The 17,328-nt window shown below is 41.7% G+C and carries 13 protein-coding genes; 9 read left to right on the top strand and 4 right to left on the bottom strand.

Annotated features, from left to right (window positions below; genetic code table 11):
• Positions 1-390: 390 nt before the first annotated feature.
• From HY960_06745 to HY960_06735, 3 genes are read right to left on the bottom strand one after another with little or no spacing between them, the layout of a single operon-like run.
• Positions 391-831 (bottom strand): nucleotidyltransferase, encoded by a 441-nt coding sequence (locus tag HY960_06745; protein MBI5215436.1) that lies wholly within the window; start codon positions 829-831, stop codon positions 391-393.
• Entirely contained in the window at positions 779-985 is a 207-nt protein-coding gene (locus HY960_06740) for a hypothetical protein (GenBank protein ID MBI5215435.1), read from the bottom strand. The genes HY960_06745 and HY960_06740 overlap by 53 nt, the downstream gene beginning before the upstream one ends.
• 19 nt (positions 986-1,004) lie before the next feature.
• Positions 1,005-3,254: a choice-of-anchor D domain-containing protein gene (locus HY960_06735; protein ID MBI5215434.1), complete on the bottom strand. Its 2,250-nt coding sequence runs from the start codon at positions 3,252-3,254 to the stop codon at positions 1,005-1,007.
• Between the two features lie 455 nt (positions 3,255-3,709).
• On the opposite strand from HY960_06735, the gene HY960_06730 reads away from it, so the two are divergent.
• The 3 genes from HY960_06730 to HY960_06720 all read left to right on the top strand — a co-directional run bounded on the left by HY960_06730 (position 3,710) and on the right by HY960_06720 (position 7,230).
• A complete protein-coding gene (locus HY960_06730) occupies positions 3,710-4,780 on the top strand; it encodes a glycosyltransferase family 9 protein (protein MBI5215433.1) in 1,071 nt (356 codons plus the stop codon).
• Between the two features lie 17 nt (positions 4,781-4,797).
• The gene (locus HY960_06725; protein ID MBI5215432.1) at positions 4,798-6,033 is read left to right on the top strand and encodes a glycosyltransferase family 9 protein; all 1,236 of its coding nucleotides are present in this window, start codon (positions 4,798-4,800) and stop codon (positions 6,031-6,033) included.
• A gap of 114 nt (positions 6,034-6,147) precedes the next feature.
• A complete protein-coding gene (locus tag HY960_06720) occupies positions 6,148-7,230 on the top strand; it encodes a PLP-dependent cysteine synthase family protein (protein ID MBI5215431.1) in 1,083 nt (360 codons plus the stop codon).
• Positions 7,231-7,575: 345 nt separating this feature from the next.
• On the opposite strand, the gene HY960_06715 is transcribed toward HY960_06720, so the two are convergent.
• Entirely contained in the window at positions 7,576-8,202 is a 627-nt protein-coding gene (locus tag HY960_06715; protein MBI5215430.1) for a hypothetical protein, read from the bottom strand.
• Positions 8,203-9,098: 896 nt separating this feature from the next.
• On the opposite strand from HY960_06715, the gene HY960_06710 reads away from it, so the two are divergent.
• The 6 genes from HY960_06710 to HY960_06685 all read left to right on the top strand — a co-directional run bounded on the left by HY960_06710 (position 9,099) and on the right by HY960_06685 (position 17,248).
• Entirely contained in the window at positions 9,099-10,700 is a 1,602-nt protein-coding gene (locus HY960_06710; GenBank protein MBI5215429.1) for an SAM-dependent DNA methyltransferase, read from the top strand.
• On the top strand, positions 10,697-11,617 hold the full coding sequence (locus HY960_06705; GenBank protein ID MBI5215428.1) for a hypothetical protein: 921 nt from the start codon (positions 10,697-10,699) through the stop codon (positions 11,615-11,617). The genes HY960_06710 and HY960_06705 overlap by 4 nt, the downstream gene beginning before the upstream one ends.
• On the top strand, positions 11,617-12,072 hold the full coding sequence (locus tag HY960_06700; GenBank protein MBI5215427.1) for a type II toxin-antitoxin system VapC family toxin: 456 nt from the start codon (positions 11,617-11,619) through the stop codon (positions 12,070-12,072). Before HY960_06705 ends, HY960_06700 begins: the two co-directional genes overlap by 1 nt.
• Before the next feature lie 9 nt (positions 12,073-12,081).
• On the top strand, positions 12,082-13,233 hold the full coding sequence (locus HY960_06695; GenBank protein MBI5215426.1) for a restriction endonuclease subunit S: 1,152 nt from the start codon (positions 12,082-12,084) through the stop codon (positions 13,231-13,233).
• Between the two features lie 34 nt (positions 13,234-13,267).
• Positions 13,268-13,867, top strand: coding sequence for a transposase (locus tag HY960_06690; GenBank protein MBI5215425.1), 600 nt, complete (start codon positions 13,268-13,270; stop codon positions 13,865-13,867).
• Between the two features lie 114 nt (positions 13,868-13,981).
• The gene (locus tag HY960_06685; GenBank protein ID MBI5215424.1) at positions 13,982-17,248 is read left to right on the top strand and encodes a type I restriction endonuclease subunit R; all 3,267 of its coding nucleotides are present in this window, start codon (positions 13,982-13,984) and stop codon (positions 17,246-17,248) included.
• The last annotated feature ends 80 nt before the right edge of the window (positions 17,249-17,328 follow it).

Genomic DNA, 17,328 nt, shown 5'->3' with positions numbered 1-17,328 from the left:
GACAAAAGGGATGGATTATGTTGAGCAGGGTATTGCAAAATACCAGGAACGAGTACAAATCTCTCAACTGCGAATCCTCCAGAAAAAAGCTACGTCTTTAGGATTTAACCTTGTTCCTATGGTGAGTGTTCATTAGCAGCGTAGCGAAGCAATCTCACCATTGAAAGTAGAGTGGAACGCGGGATTGCTTCGTCGCTTCGTTCCTCGCAAAGACACTTTTCGGTATTCGGCAACACGCTCATAAAATATGTTTCACTTCACCAGCACCAACTTCCTCATATCCTTAAAATTGTGTGGAGGGAGGAGGGGAAGTTTTATCGTAGTTGGAACAGACTCCTTTTAACATTGGTTTATCGAATTTCCTCAATTGTATTTTACTTAATAAAATATTCAAGGTAAATTTTCGAGGTCATCTAAATCCTTGTGCCTTCCACTTGCCAATTTGTTAATCTTTAATTTTTCAAGGCTAATAATATTAACATGAATGTTGTCAATGGTATTTACAACTCTTTCTTGAAAACAGTCATCGAAATTGACGCCGGAGATGCTTGTACATAGCTCAATCCGCATCGGTGGATTTCCCATGCGAATGATTCTTTTTTCCTGTAAAAATAAATCAACTTTAACGTCAGGCAAATCGAAACCAAATTTTTGTAACACTGTGACAACTCGTTCTGCATTGTAAGCAGTCGGGTTAACCCAAATATCCAAATCATTGGTAGTCCGAACATAACCATGATAGCCGACAGCATAACCTCCGATGAGGAGATATTTTACCTCATTCTCGTTCAACAACTTCAAAAAATCTTTGAAGTCGGGAGGTAGCTTCATCGCCATAGTTTATTCTGCGTAAAAGTTCAACTTGCTCTAATCGTTCTTCGGGAGTGCGACGTAGCCAATACATCTTATCATCTGGTTCGCTCTCCAGAGTTGTTACAACCAAAACATTTCTATCAACTCTTAATGAGGTGTCTTGTTCGTTCATATTTCATTGAATGAAAATCTCACTTCACCAGCACCAACTTCTTCATCTCCTCAAAAATAATATTTGATGGAGGATTGAGTTCCATATCGTTTTCGGTACGGACAGTTCGGACGATGAAACGGTAATAATACACGCCGCTCGGGAAGCCGGTGTTGCGCCAGTAGGTTTCGTAGTAGCCGGCAGGTAAAATTTCTTCAACTACCGTTGTAACTTCTGAACCGAGTTGGTTGTAGAGAGTGATTTTCACTGCGCCATCCTGAGGAAGGGCAAATCGAAAATATGTTGCAGGGTTGAACGGGTTGGGATAGTTCTGGTACAACGCAAACTCCGTCGGTGTTCCTTCAAGCGTTTTGATGTCGGTCGGCGGGTCGCCGAGACCGTGAACAATAATCGAATCGGGAGAGGAGAGCGCGTTGCTGTACAGGAAAATTGCTGCATACACTTCGCCTTTTGAGTAAGGGGAGAAACTTACAGTGAAATTTCTTTTCTCTCCGGGCGGCACAGGCGATTTATCAATTTTCACGCTGAACTCGGAGTTGTTCGATTCAAACTTGGAAATCCAGAGCGTATCTTCACCAATATTGGTAACGGAAAGAACTGTGTCCTTCTGGTTTCCGACTTTCACATTTCCGAATTTCACTTGAGCAACATTCATAAACGGAACAGGATACCCGCGACCGAAACCGTTCATCCAAATTGTGTCGGGAGATGACATCGAGTTACTCTCGATGACGGTGAAGCCCGCGTACGGACCATGAATTCTCGGAGTGAATTTAATTGTGATGTACGCGTATTCACGCGGGAGAACTTCATTTACATCAGACCACGCGGTAAAGACGGAATCGCTTGTGTAGATATTGGTGAAGCGAAGCGTATCGTTGCCGGTATTTTTAATTCGCACAGACATTTCGGAATACTTTCCGAGATACACGCGACCGTATGCAAGTCCCGATTGAAGAAGCCGCGTATCCGCCGCACGACCGATTCCCCAAATCAATACTTCATCGGGGGAAGAGTTTGCCGTGCTGTTAAAAATCGTTGAACTTTCAACCGTATCGTACCATGTCGGGGTAAATGTGACATAATATTTCACGCTTCCGCCAACGGAGATGGTCGTATCAGAGGGAGTTACACTAAAATATTCAGGTACTATTGGTCGGGAAATTGCCAAATCGGTTGTGTCCATGTTTGTAACGACAATGGAATCTGTTTTTGATTGTCCGACTTTCACATCGCCAAATAAAATATCGTACCGATTGAGAGCAAACGGCGTTGTAGAATTTCGACTTCGGAATGTTCCGAGTCCTGTTCCGCCTGCATAAACGTATGTACTGTAATCTCCGGCATCGGCATAAGCAACAGAGAGCATCAACTCGTTATCCAAACCGGATTGCAATGAGTGCCATGTTTTTCCATCATCAAGCGAACGATACAATCCGCTTCCGTATGTTGCGGCAAACAATACACCGTTCGGCGTAATTGCAAGTGAAAGAACTTTATCGTTCGTAACCTTTGCGTGTGACCAATTCATTCCGCTATCAACCGATTTATACACAGCACTATCACTTGCCGCCGCGTAAATATCTCCTTTGTAATTGATGGCGATTGAGTTGACAGCAAAGTTCGTCCCAACCGGAACAATGCGTTCCCAATCGTTGCCAAAGTTTTCTGAGCGATAAATTCCCCAGTTCGTACCGGCGAATAATTTTCCTTTGTATTTGCCCGTTGTCGGAATCAACAAAGAAATTGTCGCCGTGTTGACGAGCGGGTTGTCAATTTCGGTTACTTCCCAGTACGCTCCGTTATCAGTCGAACGGTACAACGTGCTTCTGTCGTACCAAATATGATGCGCTGAAGCGAACACATTTCCTTCAAGGTCAATCACAATTGATTCGATGTATTTGCTCGTGTCGTTAAATCCGACACGGTACCATCGTTCTCCGTTGTTTGTCGAACGGAACACGCCTGCGCCGTGTGTTGCAACAAAAATGTTGTCATGATTTCGGGGCGAGCGGGAAACTCCAATGGAATAAATCCGTGCTTCCGGCAATCCATTGTTGATTTGTGCCCACGAAGTTCCGTTATCAGTCGAGCGGTACATTCCTTTTGTGTATGTACCTGCAAAGAGATGACCTTGCGAATTTAAAGCAAGAGATGAGACAGAAATCCGCAACGGTCCGGCTGTCGGAACCCAGAATGAAGATTGAGCAAAAGCAAACGAAGTGAGAAGGAGAAACAGAAAACTCCATCGGAAAAGTTTGTAATTCATAATGCACCCTTTTGAGCGAAGGCGATAAATGTTTTCGAGTTTTGTAACAACAGTCAAAATCAGTAATTCCAGTTGATTATATAAGTTCAAGTGTGCGTGAATTTACAAACAAATGGCAACTTTGTCAAGGATTTTCTTGAAAAAAAGTTAATTCGTGAGTTCGTGATTGGTTAATTGGTGATTAGTTAATTGGTTGATGGACTACGCTCGTAGAGTTGACAGTTGACGGTTAGCTGGTTTATTGGTAATTAGTCAAATTTTGATTCGTTATGTTATACAATAGATTCTGGGATATTTATATTTGTCTCGCTGTGTGAAGTTTTAACCCGAAACTCTAAACCATAAACCCAAAACAAAAAAAAATCAAACCAGAAACCTCAAACCAGTAACCCTCAAAGAAGCCATCAACTTGAATCAGAAGCACCGTTTTTCTATATTGCCACCGTTTGAACCACATGAACATAGACCGCTCCAGAATACGGAAAATCCTGATTATCAAACTTCGAGCAATTGGCGATGTTGTTCTTTCAACTGTCGTTATCCGCAATCTCCGGCTTGCGTTTCCTGATGCTCAGATTGATTTTCTGACGGAAAAGCCGAGCAGGGATATTATCGAAGGGAATCCCGACATCAACAATGTTTTGGTGTTTGATGGAAAAAAGCAAAGCGGTTTAGGTTTGATTTGGAATGTCCGAAGCCGGAAGTATGATTTGGTGATTGATTTGTTCGGCAACCCGCGAAGCGCGTTGGTGACGTATTTCAGCGGAGCGCACTATCGTGTCGGGTATCGGTTTGGGTGGAGAGAGAAGTGTTACAATATCGTTGTAGAGCCGAGAGGTGGAGAAGTTCATAACACGGAATTTAATCTTGATGCGGTTCGAGCGCTCGGTTTTGCAGTAACGGATTTTTCACCCGCCGATAGCGGACAGAAATTACGGATGACGATTACAGAGAATGATGAGATATTTGCATTCAGATATTTTTTGGAATCGGGATTGAATGATTCTTTTGTTGTGGCATTGAACGCGGCAGGAGGGTGGTACACGAAACGATGGGCAATTCCGAAATATGCCGAACTTGCAGATATGCTTGTTGAACAGCATCAGGCGAAAATACTTTTGCTGTGGGGACCGGGCGAGCGGGATGATGCAGAACGACTTGCAACACTTATGACAAACAAAGCAATACTGATTCCGGCAACAACGCTAAAGCAACTTGCGGCAATTTTACAACGTTGCTCAATGATGGTTACAAACGATTCCGGTCCCATGCACATTGCGGCAGCTATGGGAACATCGACAGTTGCAATCTTCGGTCCGACAAACCCGATGTTGCAAGGACCATTCGGGAATCAATCGGAAATTGTTCGGAACGAACGGCTTGGATGCTTGGGTTGCAATTTCACCAAATGCCCGATTGGAAATCCGTGTATGGAAGAACTATCAGTTGAGGAAGTTTTTCTTGCAAGTCAACGTCTCATCTCAAGCGTCAAAACTCAAAACCCAAAACTCGAACCAACAATTTAAAACATCTTCACATTGTAATGACAAAGAGAAAATCAAAAAAGAAAATTACGATTCCCGATTGCAAGCACTTCACCGGTTACAAACCTTGTTTCCCCGGTACGAATTGTTTAGATGAATGTGTTGACCCGAAGCCACGAGGAACGCGCATTCTCATCATCAATCTCGAAGCGATGGGAAATGTGTTGGTTACGACTTCGCTTCTTCCCGCAATCAAACGGAAGTACAAGCACAGTACAATTTATTGGATTACGTTGAAGAACGCGTATCGCCTGCTTGATAACAATGAGTACATTGACAAAGTATTTGTATGGGAACCGGAAAGTTGGCTTAAACTTCAGACAATGGAATTTGATTTGGTGATGAACATTGATAAATCCCAACAGGCAGGTGCGTTCATCATGTCAATCAATGCGAAGAAGAAACTTGGTTACGGACTGAACAAGAACGGCGTCATCACTCCACTCAACAAAGAAGCGGAGTACAATTACCGTCTCGGACTTGATGATGAACTCAAGTTCCGCATCAACCAAAAGCCAAACACACAACTCCTGACCGAGGCAATGGGATTGAAATGGAAGAGAGACGAATACGTACTTAACCTGACGGAAGAAGAAAAAGAATTTACTCGGTGTTATAGAGAAACCATCATCTTCGACGATAAAAGGATTCAGGATTCAGGATTTAGGATTCAATCTTCAATCGTAAATCAAAAATCATCAATCAGTAATCAATCCGCAATCCGAAATTCGCAATCCGAAATCAAGATAGTTGGTTTTAACACCGGTTGCTCCTTACTCTACCCGAACAAGAAGATGACCATTGACCAACACGTCATTCTCATCAATGAATTATCGAAGCGAGCGAATTTGAAACTTGTGTTGCTTGGAGGACCCGAAGACACGGAACGGAATGCAGAAATTGTTCGTCGTGTCGGGAAGAAGGTTGTTAGCACGCCAACGACGGAAGGATTGCGACGAGGAATCTGTTACGAAAACGTGTGCGATGTTGTCATCTCCGGCGATTCGTTCGGGATGCACGTAGCAATTGGGTTGAAGAAATTTGTTGTTGCGTGGTTCGGCGTCAGTTGCTCGCAAGAGATTGATTTGTATGACAGGGGAGTGAAGTTGATTCCTGAAAGTTTGCACTGCTCGCCATGTTGGAAACATCAATGCCCGTACAATCTTGAGTGTGTTCAGATGATTGATTTGGAGAGGATTGTGAGGGAAGTGGAACTGTTCTGTGATAAGACATGAAAAATAATACTGATGAAATTCCCAAAGAGAAATCGTAAATAGGTGCCGAATTATTGATAAGCATTCTCTCCAAATGCCCGAATAAATTCAAAGTTGAAATGAAAATGATGAACAATGAATAATACAGTTGTAAAACCAACCGTTGACCGTTTTAAAGGAATCAAACACATGGTGGGGAACACGCCGCTACTTGAAATCCATTTCACATTTCAGGGGAAGATGCGGAAACTCTACGCCAAAGCAGAACACATGAACATGACCGGAAGCATCAAAGATAGAATGGCATTCCACATCATGCAACGAGCGTACAACGAAGAACTTGTGAAGCCGGGAGACACAATCGTCGAAGCAACGAGCGGCAACACAGGAATTTCTTTTGCGGCAATTGGCAAAGCACTTGGTCATCCCGTTGTTATCTTCATGCCGGATTGGATGAGCCGCGAACGAGTTGACCTGATTCGGAGTCTCGGTGCGAAAGTGAAACCGGTGACTCGTGAAGAAGGAGGTTTTGTGGGAAGCATACGTCAGACAGAAGAACTTGCAAAGAATGAAAATAATGTTTTTCTCCCCTGTCAATTCTCCAACGAAGCAAACATTGAAGCACACGAACTAACAACAGGTCCTGAAATATGGTGGCAGTTAGGGTTTACCGGACGGAAACCCGATGCGTTTGTTGCAGGGGTTGGAACGGGAGGGACAATCATGGGGGTTGGACGGTATCTTCGTAGCAAGAATCCAAAAGTGTGTATTTATCCATTACAACCGACAGAGTCGCCGACACTTACATCGGGACACAAAGTCGGTCATCATCGTATTCAGGGAATCTCGGACGAGTTTATTCCTCCAATTGTGAAACTTGACCAACTAAATGATGTAGTGAGTGCGAATGATGGGGATGCAATCCTGATGTCGCAAAAGCTCGCCGCACAATTAGGGATTGCAGTTGGTATTTCTTCGGGAGCGAATTTTGTTGGAGCGCTGAAAGTGCAAAATCAACTCGGCGCTGATGCCGTTGTCGTTACGGTCTTTCCGGATGATAACAAAAAATATCTCAGCACCGATTTACTGCGGGAAGAACAGGTGAGAAACGAATATTTAGCACCGGATGTGGAGTTCATAGATTTCCGCGCACACAAGCGTGTCTGCCACACGTGTTGCGACCTCTACGATTGTACCCAGAGAATTGTTGAGAATTGATTGCCGGTTATTGCTTCTGCTCACCAACTTAGAAGATACATGGTAGTTCGAATAGAAGGATTTGTAAAACCCTACGACAACGTCACCCTGAACTTGTTTCAGGGTCTATCGGCGCTTGTTTAGATGCCGAAACAAGTTCGGCATGACAAATACGAGGTAATGCAAAGACTTCTAATAATGAAGAATGAACATTGAATGTCGAATTATGAAGTGGAAATTTACTTCAAAATTCATAATTCCTTATTCGACATTCGATATTAATTTGTATTTGTTAAAACCGCCCTACATTTTTGAAAACACAGGGGCGAGGTGGTACCTCCCCGCCCCCATTTCTTCCTGTGTCGTTTATATTAACACAACGACTTTTACTTCGTCAGACCAATTCCCGACTTCTTTTTCGTTCAGAATGTATCTCATTCTGTAGACGCGGATTTCGGGAACGTCCGGCTGAAGATTAGGTCGTGCATCTTCATACGGCGAACGGTTATCTGGGCTAAGCCGTGAAAATGTTGTTTCATTTCCCCGCTTGCACTCAATGATAACACCATCATAAGCGCTCTTTATCCAATCGAGCCGGACAAAGTTGCTCATGGCGAGAGCCTGGAACATTGGTTTTGCAATTGCCGAGAGTGTTGCTTCATCCATATCGGCAGGTGCAATGATTCCGAGATTTTCTCCGTCTTCCGCTTTGTAATCCTTATGACGTTTTACAAGAATTGCCGTCGTCCGGATTCTCTTGCTGATATCGGAAATCATTGAATCTTTTCCCTCGACCAACGAGTGCAGTGTTTTCTTCGTTGATTCGATAAGTTCCAATCGTTCCTTCAATGCAGTCAAGTCAGCCGAATACTGGTTGATTTCATCGTCCTTGATTCCGTACGTATCTTTATACTGCGGAACCTTTCCGACAAAGTTAGCAAACCAGATGACGAACTGAGCGTCAATTCTTGGTAAATAATCTTTCGATGCCATAACGCGATTCTCCTTTCTGTGCCATTATGCACGCAACACACGAACCGGTATGCGGTGTCGCGTTGCAATGAATGAAAGCGATGAACAATTTCGCTCCTGTACTGTTTCTGTCTTTTCGGCACACAAAAAGCAGAGCCACGAACGGATGAAACTGCATCGGTAAAAAAAGTATTCTGTAGAGTCCGATTCGTAATCAGACAAACTTGGATATATAACTTTTTGACTTCGGAAATAGTTTCCCAAACATTACCTGAAGCATTCGCACACACCTCCGAGGGAGTCGCACTCCGTTTTTCGGGAGTCGCATTTTGTTTTGGGGGAACTGCACATGATGTATCGGGAATTGCATGTTGTTCCGCGGAAGTCGCACTCCGTTTTTGGGGAGTCGCATATTGTTCGGGGGCAAATGCACACGATGTATCGGGAATTGCATTTTGTTTCGAGGGAGTCGCACTCCATTTTTGGGGAGTTGCATTTTGTTTGGAGGCGACTGCACACGTTTCCCGGAACTCTGCACATTGTTTGGTGGGCTTCGCACTTCGTTCCGGAAATTCCTTCCAACTTTTCGGGGAATTCCCGAAAGATTTTAGGGAGGCAGAAAACGCCTATTCTATTGTTATTTTAAGCAAAACGAGCATATCTTGCCCCTGATAAACTCCCGCAATAACTTCCCTAATTGTTCAAGTACAGCGGAAATAATCTCAAGGATATGCTTTTTGGTTGTGTTACATTCATCACTCACCACTCACCACTCACTACTCACCAATTAACTACTCACCAATTAACTACTCACCAATAAACCACTCACCACCTAACAATTCAGCAAAACGGATTGATATTTCAAGAGAAAATTTGTATATACATGCCAATTCCTGAATGAGAACTTAACATATCAAATGGCAAAACAAAAAATCAACAACACGGATGAACCGTTAGAAAAGAAACTTTGGAGAGCGGCTGATAAACTCCGCAAGAACATTGACGCGGCTGAATACAAACATGTTGCGTTAGGACTTATTTTCTTAAAGTATATTTCCGATGCGTTTGAAGAACTGTATCAAAAACTCATTGAGCAACAAAGCGAAGGCGCAGACCCGGAGGATAAGAACGAGTACACAGCCGAGAAAGTATTTTACGTACCCCCCTCTGCACGATGGAAGTGGTTACAGGGGAGAGCGAAGTTACCCACAATCGGAAAAGATGTTGATGATGCGATGGACGCAATAGAAAAAGATAATCCATCGTTACGGGGAGTGTTGCCGAAAGTGTACGCGCAGGAAAAATTAGACAAACAGAGTTTGGGCAGTCTCATTGATTTGATTGGAAGCGCGGCAATAGGCACGAAGGAAGCCCAAAGCAAAGATGTTCTGGGGAAAGTGTATGAATATTTTCTTGGAGAGTTTGCATTAGCGGAAGGAAAAAAAGGAGGACAGTTCTATACTCCGGTAAGTGTTGTCCGGTTATTGGTGGAAATGATTGAACCGTATGAAGGCAGAGTGTTTGACCCGTGTTGTGGCTCCGGTGGGATGTTTGTTCAGAGCGAAAAATTTATTGAGGCTCATCAAGACCATTACCGAAAAAAAAATCCCCTCTCGAGAGGGGGTGGGGGTGTGTTAAATCCCAAAGACTATATTTCCATTTACGGACAAGAAAGCAACCAAACCACATGGCGATTGGCAAAGATGAACCTTGCTATTCGCGGCATTGATAGCAGTAATATCAAGTGGAACAACGAAGGCTCGTTCCTCAACGATTTACACAAAGATTTGAAAGCCGATTACATACTTGCCAACCCGCCATTTAACGATAGCGATTGGAGCGGTGAGTTGTTACGCGATGATGCACGATGGAAGATCGGTGAAGCGAAACTTCCGCCTCCAGCCGCCAATGCTAACTATGCGTGGATACTCCACTTCCTCTACCATCTTGCACACAATGGATTAGCCGGATTTGTTTTGGCAAAAGGCTCACTCACCACCAAGACAAACAACGAAGGCGAGATACGAAAGGCATTAATTGAAAACGATTTGATTGATTGCATTGTGAATCTCCCCACCAAGTTATTTCTCAATACACAGATACCCGCTTGCCTTTGGTTTATGAGAAGGAACAAGAAGAAGCGAGCGCGGCAGATATTATTTATTGATGCACGCAACCACGGCTTTTTGATTAACCGGAAGAACAGGGATTTAGCGCCGGAGGAGATACAGCAATTTGCCAGAACATATCACAATTGGAGAACGGGAGAAGGAGAGTACAACGATATCCCCGGATTTTGCAAAAGCGCAACGATTGAAGACGTAAAATCAAAAGACTATGTACTTACCCCCGGACGTTACATTGGTTTGCCGGATGATGAGGATGATTTTAATTTTGCGGAGAGGTTTGGTACATTGAAAGCGGAATTGGAAAAGCAGATTGCTGAAGAAGATAATTTGAATAAGCAGATAACGATAAATCTTGGTAAAATAGAATTACAAGGAACTTCAAAACAATGAACTACGATATTAGAATAATTGGAAATAAAAATGACAACGGTTTGCTTGAGTTTGACCGTTTGAATCTTCTTACCAGAAACACTAAGGAAATTGCAACAAAAGCATTAATGCTGAAGTTAGGAGGGTTTAGTGAAATACAACCTCCAAAGCAAATAAAAGAAGCTTTAGCGATACGATTAAAAAGCCTACATGGAAATATAAATGAAGGGACAAATTTATTATTGGATTGTGAACATTTTAGTTCAACATTACAGTATCTTCAATTCGATTTATTTAAACCAACCGAGGATTTATTATCCCTAACTCCGATGGCTTTAGTTATTCAAACGTTTCGTTCTGCACTACTTGAAGATGAAGATAAAAATGATCTTGACAAACCCTTATTAAAAACCTTGTTGAAGTTCAAGAAAAATTTGCTTAGTCATCGTGAAGTGATCTACTTTTCAAATCGAGGCACAATACCTGAAATTGAAATTACATTTGAATCTTTTAAGACGATTGAATATCTCGAGGATGCAATTCCTGAACCCAATAAAGTTATTGTTAATGGCAGACTTGATGAAATGAAATATTCAAGATCAAAACTTGTTTTGATTACCGATGAAGGGAATATTAATGCTTTCACAAAAAATGTAAACATAATTAATTCTATGGCGGAATATTTTGGGAAAGACCTCACCATATCTGGAATGGCACATTACAAACCCGGAGGACAGCTATCGTATATAGAGGTGCAAGAATTTTCTCAACCGGGGCAAAAAGATAAATTCTTTTCACGAAAACCATCTGCGATGAATGCCAGACAGCAAATTGCATTTCAGCTAAAATCCGGGAAAACAAGAAATCCTTTATCGCTGATTACAGGCAAATGGCCTGGTGATGAGAGCTTAGACGAAATATTAAAAGACCTCGATTGATGAAAACAATAGTTTTAGATACGTGCATCGTAGTTCATTATTTGCGGAAGAGTCCTCTTCATCTCAAATTGAATGATGAATTAAAACTGGATGATCCTGAAATGGTTCCGGTTATTTCCTCTGTAACGAAAGGAGAATTATTGTCATTTGTAAAGCAGAGAGGTTGGGGTGTCAATAAAACTAAGTTGCTGGACGAATTCTTACAATATATATCTTTCGTAGATATAACATTTGCAAATGAAGAATTACAAAACGCCTATGCTATAATTGATGCATATAGTAAGAGAAAGATAGCTGATGATAAAGGAAATATGCTCAAAGGTTCAGCAATTAAAATGGGGAAAAATGATTTATGGATAGCAGCAACGGCATTAGTTCTTGACGCACCTCTCGTAACAACTGATAATGATTTTAACCATTTAGCTGGTTCCTTCCTTACTTTAAAGAAATACTAATTGAAGCTGATGGCTGAGTGGAAGGAATATAAACTTAAAGAAGTTATTGAGACATTCATTGACTATAGAGGAAAAACACCCACTAAAACGGAAAGAGGTATTCCTTTAATTACCGCAAAAATAGTGAAGGATGGTAGAATACTTGAACCAAATGAATTCATTGCAGAAGACAATTATGAAGAATGGATGACACGGGGTTTTCCAGAGATAAATGATGTCGTATTAACTACTGAAGCGCCTCTGGGGGAAGTGGCGTTATTGAAAGATAAAAAAGTCGCATTAGCTCAACGAATTATTACGTTAAGAGGCAAGAAAAATATTTGTGATAATATTTTTTTAAAATATTACTTACAGAGTAATGTTGGTCAGGCGTTGTTACAATCAAGGGCGCAAGGGAGTGTTGTAGAAGGTATAAAATCTTCTGAATTAAAAGAACTTGAAATTGGTTTACCGGATTATCTAATACAACGCGCTATTGCCTCCATCCTCAGTAGCTTGGATGATAAGATAGATTTACTCCACCGCCAAAATAAAACACTTGAGGCATTGGCTGAGACGTTGTTTCGACAGTGGTTTGTTGAGGAAGCGGAGGAGGGGTGGGAGGAAAAAACACTTAAAGATATAGCAATAAACGTCAAAGCAAATGTTTCACCAAAATATTTTACAAATGATATTATATATGTTGGACTTGAACATATTGACCGCAAACAAATTGTATTAAACAGTTATGGCTCCAGCACAGATGTTTCAAGTAACAAATCTTTATTCAAAGAGAACGATATTCTTTTCGGCAAACTTAGACCCTACTTTCATAAGGTTTGTTATGCACCGTTCAATGGGATTTGTTCAACTGATATACTTGTCATAAGACCAAAAGAATCAATTTACTTTGCTTTCTGTTTATTTACTTTATTCCAGAAAGAATTAGTTGATTATTCAGATTTGTCTTCTGAGGGGACACGAATGCCAAGAACGAGTTGGGAGATCATTGGTGATTATCCTATTTTTATCCCTGATACACATACATTAGAGTGTTTCAATAAAGTTACCTTACCAACGATAGCAAAAATGAAAAATAATACAAATCAAATCCGCACCCTCACGCAACTCCGGGATACGCTGTTACCAAAGTTGATGAGTGGAGAGGTGAGGGTATCGTAAGGGCAAGCCCGCCCGTACGAAATGAAAAAAGAAAATGAAATATAATCCGCAAATACATCATCGTAGGTCAATCCGATTAAAAGGATATGATTATTCACAAGCGGGCGCGTATTTTATTACCATCTGCACAAAGGAAAGGGAATGTCTGATGGGAGAAATAATGGATGGTGAAATGATATTCAATGATATGGGAAGAATTGCAGATGAATATTTACAAAACATTCCCAATCATTTTTCACATGTAGAAATTGGTGAATATGTTGTGATGCCCAATCATGTACATTGTATATTGGTGTTGGGTGATAAATTGGATGGGGGGACAGGCCACGTAGGGACACGCCATGGCGTGTCCCTACCAACCGACACATCCCAATCCCACGGCGTTCTCCAACCACAACAGCAAACGAAAATTAATCAATACGGAAAACCGGTTGCGGGTTCTGTTTCGGTTATTGTCAATCAATATAAATCTTCCGTAAAACGATGGTGCAATAATCATGGACATGAAAATTTTCAATGGCAATCGCGGTTTTATGAACACATTATCCGGAACGAACAATCATATCAAACGATTTCCAATTATATTATTAACAATCCGGCAAATTGGAATGATGATAAATTATTTAATAAATGATGTTAACACAGCAGATAACGAAGATGGAGTCCACTTCTATCAATAAACAGGAAATGTTTGAGTATAACATTATTTCTGTGGGTGAAAGTGGACTCCATCTAAAACTATAAATTAATGAAACCTATCACCGAAAATATTATCGAAGAATCAGCAATTGATTTACTACAATTGCTCGGATGGGAATATGTTCATGGGCAATCAATCGCGCCGGAAGCAGAACAAGCGGAGAGAGAATCCTTTGAGCAAATCATTCTTACCGGACGGTTGCGGAATGCCGTTGAACGGTTGAATCCCGAAATACCGGAGGATGCAAGAGAACAAGCGATACAGAAAGTTCTCCGTATTTACTCTCCTGATTTACTTCATACCAATGAAACATTCCATCAACTGCTTATTGAAAAAGTAAAGGTCGCGTATCATCAGGATGGTTACGAGCGAAGTCATGAAGTTGAGTTAATAGACTTCACCAATCCCCTCAACAATGATTTTTTAGCAGTCAATCAATACACCATTGTTGAGAGAAACACGGTAAGCAACTCAAGCCAAAACAAACGCCCCGATGTTTTGCTTTTCGTTAATGGCATCCCGTTAGTAGTCATAGAGTTAAAAAATGCCGCCGATGAAAACGCAACAATAAGAAAAGCCTACGAGCAAATCCAAACCTATAAGGCAACAATTCCAAGTCTGTTTACCTACAATGCTGTTTGCATTATCTCCGATGGGATGGAATGTAAAGCAGGAAGCGTATCTGCCGGTTTCAGCCGTTACATGGCATGGAAAACCGCAGATGGAAGAAAAGAAGCATCCCGGTTTATCCCACAATTGGAAACCCAGTTGAAAGGAATGATGAATCCTGCAACGTTGCTAGACCTTATTCGAAATTTTATTGTTTTCGAGAAGACGAAAAAAGAAGACTTGCAGACTGGTATTACTCAGGTTGTCACCGAAAAGAAGTTAGCCGCGTATCACCAGTATTATGCTGTCAATAAAGCTCTCGAAAGTACGATTCAAGCATCGGGGAATAACGGGAGTAAGAAAGGTGGAGTCGTTTGGCATACGCAAGGTTCGGGGAAAAGTCTGAGCATGGTATTTTATTCAGGCAAACTTATTACTTCTCCTGCAATGCAAAACCCGACGATTGTAGTCATCACCGACAGAAATGATTTAGATGACCAGTTGTTCGATACGTTTGCGGCATCAACACAATTACTCAGACAAGAACCGGTGCAGGCACAAAACAGACCGCACCTGAAGGAATTGTTGAATGTTGCAAGCGGCGGGATTGTCTTCACAACCATTCAAAAGTTTTTTCCGGATGCTTCGACAAGCTCGGCACAGGATTCAAAATATGATTGTCTTTCGGAGAGAAGAAACATAGTGGTGATTGCCGATGAAGCCCATCGTACGCAATACGGATTTGAAGCGGTTGCCAAAGATGTTTTTGATAAAGAGACAGGAGAAGTCACGGGAAAACGATTAGCATACGGATTCGCGAAATACATGCGCGATGCTATGCCGAATGCAACGTACATCGGATTCACAGGAACACCGATTGAAGGAACCGATGTCAACACTCCGCAAGTGTTCGGCAATTATGTTGACCGATACGACATCAGCGATGCAGTAACCGATGGTGCGACAGTAAGGATTTATTATGAAAGCCGTTTGGCAAAAGTCAATCTTAATGAAGAAGGGAGACGGTTGCTGGAGGAGTTTGATAAGGAGTTGGAACATGATGAGAACGTTACTGAAAAACAGAAGGTAAAAGCAAAGTGGGCGCGGTTAGAGGCAATCATCGGGAATGAACAACGGCTCATCAATCTTGCACGGGATATTGTTTCCCATTTCGAACAACGACAAGAGGCGTTTGAAGGGAAAGCGCTTATTGTTGCAATGAGTCGGAGAATTGCAGTTGATTTGTACAATGCAATCATCAACCTGAGACCCGAATGGCACGACGACGATTTAACGAAAGGTTCAATCAAGGTAGTGATGACGGCATCGAGTGATGATGGACCACTCATGCAAAAACATCACACTACCAAAAGTCAGAGAAGGGGGTTGGCAGAACGGATGAAAGATTCTGCCGACAAGTTGAACATTGTTATTGTCCGCGATATGTGGTTGACTGGTTTTGATGTCCCGTGTTTGCACACAATGTATGTTGATAAACCGATGCGAGGACATACACTGATGCAAGCGATTGCCCGCGTCAATCGTGTCTTCAAGGATAAGCCGGGTGGATTGGTGGTTGATTATTTAGGCATTGCAACCGACTTGAAAAAAGCATTATCGTTTTATTCGGATGCCGGAGGCAAAGGAGACCCGACCGAAACGCAAGAGCAAGCAGTAAGAGCTATGCTCGAAAAACTTGAAATTGTACGGCAGATGTTTCGCGAAACAAGTAAAACGAAGAACGATATTCTTGTCGCAGAACCGTTGGCGTATTATGAAGGAAGTACGGGCTTTAACTACAAGAGATTTTTTGTTGGAAATCCGGGAGAAAAACTTTCTATTATCCTGCAAGCGGAAGAACATATTTTAGGCTTGCAAGATGGGAAAGAACGATTTGTCAAAGAAGAAACGTTGCTCAGTCAGGCATTTGCACTTTCGATACCACACGAAAAAGCGATTGCGATAAAAGAAGAAGTTGCATTCTTTCAGGCAGTAAAGTCGCGGTTAGTGAAATTTGAACGTACCGGTTCAGGAAAATCAAGTGTGGAAATAGAAACAGCCATCAAACAAATAATAGATTCAGCATTGACATCAGATAAGGTGATTGATATATTTGATGCGGCGGGAATTAAGAAGCCTGACATTTCTATTCTCTCGGATGAATTCCTTCTCGAAGTGCAGGGAATGAAGCACCAGAATCTTGCTCTTGAGTTGCTAAAGAAAATCCTGAATGATGAAATCAAGAGCCGGGCAAAAACTAATCTTGTGAAGAGCAAGAAACTACTCGACATGCTTGAGGCTTCCATTAAAAAATATCAAAATAACTTATTGACAACAGCACAGATAATCGAAGAACTCATTCGCATTGCGAAAGAAATCAAAGAAGCGGACAAAGAAGGTGAGAGACTTGGACTTTCCACAGATGAAGTTGCATTCTACAATGCGTTAGAAGTGAATGATAGCGCAGTTCAGGTGCTGGGTGATGAAACATTAAAAGTTATAGCAAGAGAAATTGCAGACAAAGTGAAAGCAAATGCCACGATTGATTGGACGATTCGGGAAAGCGCCAGAGCAAAACTCATGGTACTTGTACGACGAACATTAACAAAGTATGGCTATCCGCCTGACAAACAAGCAAAGGCAATTGAAACAGTTTTGAAACAGGCGGAATTGATGGCGGATTATTTTGTGAGTGAAAATAACTAAAAAAAATAAAAACAAATTGATATTGAAAAATACATCAATAACAGGACAAGTAAATTTGGATTGTTTTACAAAAAGAACAT

The organism is Ignavibacteriota bacterium (assembly GCA_016212665.1).
Lineage (GTDB): Bacteria > Bacteroidota > Ignavibacteria > UBA10030 > SZUA-254 > FW602-bin19.
The sequence above is the reverse complement of the archived record's forward strand: the minus strand, read 5'-3'. Positions and strand labels throughout refer to the sequence as shown.

Excerpts from the sequence above, each read along its gene's own strand:
- HY960_06715 (MBI5215430.1), bottom strand. The coding sequence starts at position 8,202 with ATGGCATCGAAAGATTATTTACCAAGAATTGACGCTCAGTTCGTCATC.
- HY960_06735 (MBI5215434.1), bottom strand. The coding sequence starts at position 3,254 with ATGAATTACAAACTTTTCCGATGGAGTTTTCTGTTTCTCCTTCTCACT.
- HY960_06730 (MBI5215433.1), top strand. The coding sequence starts at position 3,710 with ATGAACATAGACCGCTCCAGAATACGGAAAATCCTGATTATCAAACTT.
- HY960_06740 (MBI5215435.1), bottom strand. The coding sequence starts at position 985 with ATGAACGAACAAGACACCTCATTAAGAGTTGATAGAAATGTTTTGGTT.
- HY960_06685 (MBI5215424.1), top strand. The coding sequence starts at position 13,982 with ATGAAACCTATCACCGAAAATATTATCGAAGAATCAGCAATTGATTTA.
- HY960_06725 (MBI5215432.1), top strand. The coding sequence starts at position 4,798 with ATGACAAAGAGAAAATCAAAAAAGAAAATTACGATTCCCGATTGCAAG.
- HY960_06745 (MBI5215436.1), bottom strand. The coding sequence starts at position 831 with ATGAAGCTACCTCCCGACTTCAAAGATTTTTTGAAGTTGTTGAACGAG.
- HY960_06710 (MBI5215429.1), top strand. The coding sequence starts at position 9,099 with ATGGCAAAACAAAAAATCAACAACACGGATGAACCGTTAGAAAAGAAA.
- HY960_06700 (MBI5215427.1), top strand. The coding sequence starts at position 11,617 with ATGAAAACAATAGTTTTAGATACGTGCATCGTAGTTCATTATTTGCGG.
- HY960_06720 (MBI5215431.1), top strand. The coding sequence starts at position 6,148 with ATGAATAATACAGTTGTAAAACCAACCGTTGACCGTTTTAAAGGAATC.
- HY960_06690 (MBI5215425.1), top strand. The coding sequence starts at position 13,268 with ATGAAATATAATCCGCAAATACATCATCGTAGGTCAATCCGATTAAAA.
- HY960_06695 (MBI5215426.1), top strand. The coding sequence starts at position 12,082 with ATGGCTGAGTGGAAGGAATATAAACTTAAAGAAGTTATTGAGACATTC.
- HY960_06705 (MBI5215428.1), top strand. The coding sequence starts at position 10,697 with ATGAACTACGATATTAGAATAATTGGAAATAAAAATGACAACGGTTTG.